Below are 2,345 nucleotides of genomic sequence, written 5' to 3' on the forward strand. Positions count from 1 at the left end.
CCGGCGACCTGACCGCCCACCTCGCACCGGAGCCCGACCGGTGCTGCGTCCGCCTGGACCCGGCCGCGGGGTGAACCCCCGGCGGGTCGTCGCCCAGCGCCCGACCGCGGCGTCCGCCGGGTGCGACGAGTCCGGCGACGACCTCGCCACGGAGGCCACCCACGACGCCGCCGTCACCCGCACGAGTGGCAGGCAGCCGCGCCGCGGGCGAGCATGGCGACCGTGACCGATTCCTTCCCCGTGGCCGTCGAATCCGAGGACGACTACTACGCGCAGGCCGAACAGCTCGGAGCGGCGAGGGACCACGCCGACCGCGTCCTGCACGGAGCCGTCCGCGACGGCGGTCGGGGTGAGTCCGACAACCCGTACCGGCTCGCCTACCTCCAGCTCGTCGCGGAGCTGAACGAGAACCCGAAGTGAGCCCGGCGAGCCGGTGGCGGCGTCACGGGCGCAGCAGGGCCTTGATGGCGCGGCGCTCGTCCATGGCCCGGTAGCCCTCGGCGGCCTCGTCGAGCGGCAGGGTGAGGTCGAAGACCTTGCCGGGGTCGATCCGCCGGTCGACGATCAGGTCGATCAGCTCGGGCAGGAAGCGGCGCACGGGCGCGGGGCCGCCGTGCAGGTGCACGTGCGAGAAGAACAGCTCCAGGCCGGGCAGCGCGACGTCGTGCGCGACGCCGACGAAGCCGACGTGCCCGCCGGGTCGGGTGGAGCGGATGGCCTGCATCATCGACTCCTGGGTGCCGACCGCCTCGATGACCGAGTGCGCGCCCAGGCCGTCGGTCAGGTCCTTGACCCTGGCCACGCCCTCCTCGCCGCGCTCGGTGACGACGTCGGTGGCCCCGTAGTCCAGGGCGAGCTCCTGGCGCGACTCGTGCCGGCTCATCGCGATGATCCGCTCGGCGCCGAGCTCCCGGGCCGCGAGGACGCCGAGCAGGCCGACCGCGCCGTCACCCACCACGGCGACCGCCTTGCCGGGACCGACCTCGGCGGCCACCGCGGCGAACCAGCCCGTGCCGAGCACGTCCGAGGCCGCCAGCAGCGACGGGACCAGGTCGTCGGAGGGCATCCCGGGGGTGGCCACGAGCGTGCCGTCGGCCAGCGGCACCCGCAGCAGCTCCGCCTGCGACCCGAGACCGCCCACGGGCACCCGGTGGACGCAGGACGACTGGTAGCCGGCCCGGCAGATCTCGCAGGTGTTGTCGGAGGCGAAGAACGAGCCGACCACGAACTGACCCGGTCGCACGGTCCGGACCTCGCCGCCGACCTCCTCGACCACGCCGACGTACTCGTGCCCCATCGGGGACGGCCCCCGGACCTCCTCGATCCCCCGGTACGGCCACAGGTCGGAGCCGCAGACGCAGGTCGCGGCCAGCCGGATCACCGCGTCGGTGGGCGCGACGATCCGCGGGTCCTCCCGCTCCTCCACCCGGACGTCACCGGGGGCGTGCAGCACAACGCCACGCATGTCGTTCTCCTTCGACTCCGTCCGGCACAGCCCGCCGACCTCGTCCGGGACTGCCCGCGCGGTGCGGTCGGAACCCTCCTCCGGAGCGTTCCCCGACGGGTTCCACCTGAACGTGTGGTCACGCGGTCGTCCGGAGCAGGAGCCTCCAGGTGGCCGGTGGAATTCCCGGAACTAAGTTGGTGATCCCTGTCGAGGAACCCTGACCGGCTCCGCTCACCGGGTGGAGGGCCGCGGCGGACGCGGCCCGCGACGCCAGGAGGCACCACCATGCCGAAGTACCTGCTCCTCAAGCACTACCGCGGCGGCCCTGAGCAGCACCACCCCGTGCCCCCGATGGACCAGTGGGCCCCCGAGGACGTCGAGGCGCACCTCGCCTTCCTCAAGCACGTCAGCGAGCTGCTGGAGCAGAACGGCGAGTACGTCGACGCGCAGGCGCTGACGCCGGCCCGCAGCTGGGTGCGCTACGGCGGCCCGGACGCCGCGCCCGTCACCACCGACGGCCCGCTGCCCGAGACCAGCGACCTCGTCGCCGGCTGGTACATGATCGACGTCGAGTCGCACGAGCGGGCGGTCGAGCTGGCGGCCTACGTCTCCTCCGAGCCCGGTCCCGGCGGTGAGCCGATGTACGAGTGGATCGAGGTCCGGCAGGTCATGTCGGAGCTGCCCGAGGACACCGATCCGTCGTGACCGGCCGACCGACGCGGGTGGACGGGGGCGCGTTGCGTGCCCTCGTCCCCCGGGTCCTCGCGGGGCTCGTGCGGCGGGGTGAGGACTTCGACACCGCCGAGGACGCGTTGCAGGAGGCGCTGCTCGAAGCGCTGCGGGTGTGGCCCGAGCACCCGCCGCAGGACCCGCGCGCGTGGCTGGCGACGGTCGCGAC

At 73.9% G+C, this 2,345-nt stretch carries 4 protein-coding genes; 3 read left to right on the forward strand and 1 reads right to left on the reverse strand.

From position 1 onward, the window contains the following. The first annotated feature begins 222 nt into the window (after positions 1–222). Positions 223–420 carry a hypothetical protein gene (locus AB0G02_RS19840; RefSeq protein ID WP_360796329.1) on the forward strand — a complete coding sequence of 66 codons (198 nt, stop codon included), beginning with the start codon at positions 223–225 and terminating at the stop codon, positions 418–420. 22 nt (positions 421–442) lie between these two features. Here the strand turns inward: AB0G02_RS19840 and AB0G02_RS19845 are convergent, their stop codons facing one another. After that, the gene (locus AB0G02_RS19845; RefSeq protein ID WP_360796332.1) at positions 443–1,465 is read right to left on the reverse strand and encodes a zinc-dependent alcohol dehydrogenase family protein; all 1,023 of its coding nucleotides are present in this window, start codon (positions 1,463–1,465) and stop codon (positions 443–445) included. Between the two features lie 267 nt (positions 1,466–1,732). Here AB0G02_RS19845 and AB0G02_RS19850 point away from each other — a divergent pair, with 267 nt between their 5' ends. Together AB0G02_RS19850 and AB0G02_RS19855 are read left to right on the forward strand one after the other, a co-directional pair. Continuing rightward, positions 1,733–2,152, forward strand: a complete 420-nt coding sequence (locus tag AB0G02_RS19850; RefSeq protein WP_360796335.1) for a hypothetical protein — start codon at positions 1,733–1,735, stop codon at positions 2,150–2,152. A 17-nt stretch (positions 2,153–2,169) separates the two neighbouring features. Further along, positions 2,170–2,345, forward strand: a 176-nt coding sequence (locus AB0G02_RS19855; RefSeq protein WP_360796338.1) for a sigma factor, incomplete at its 3' end; no start/stop codon positions are given.

The organism is Actinosynnema sp. NPDC023658 (assembly GCF_040639995.1).
GTDB lineage: Bacteria > Actinomycetota > Actinomycetes > Mycobacteriales > Pseudonocardiaceae > Actinosynnema.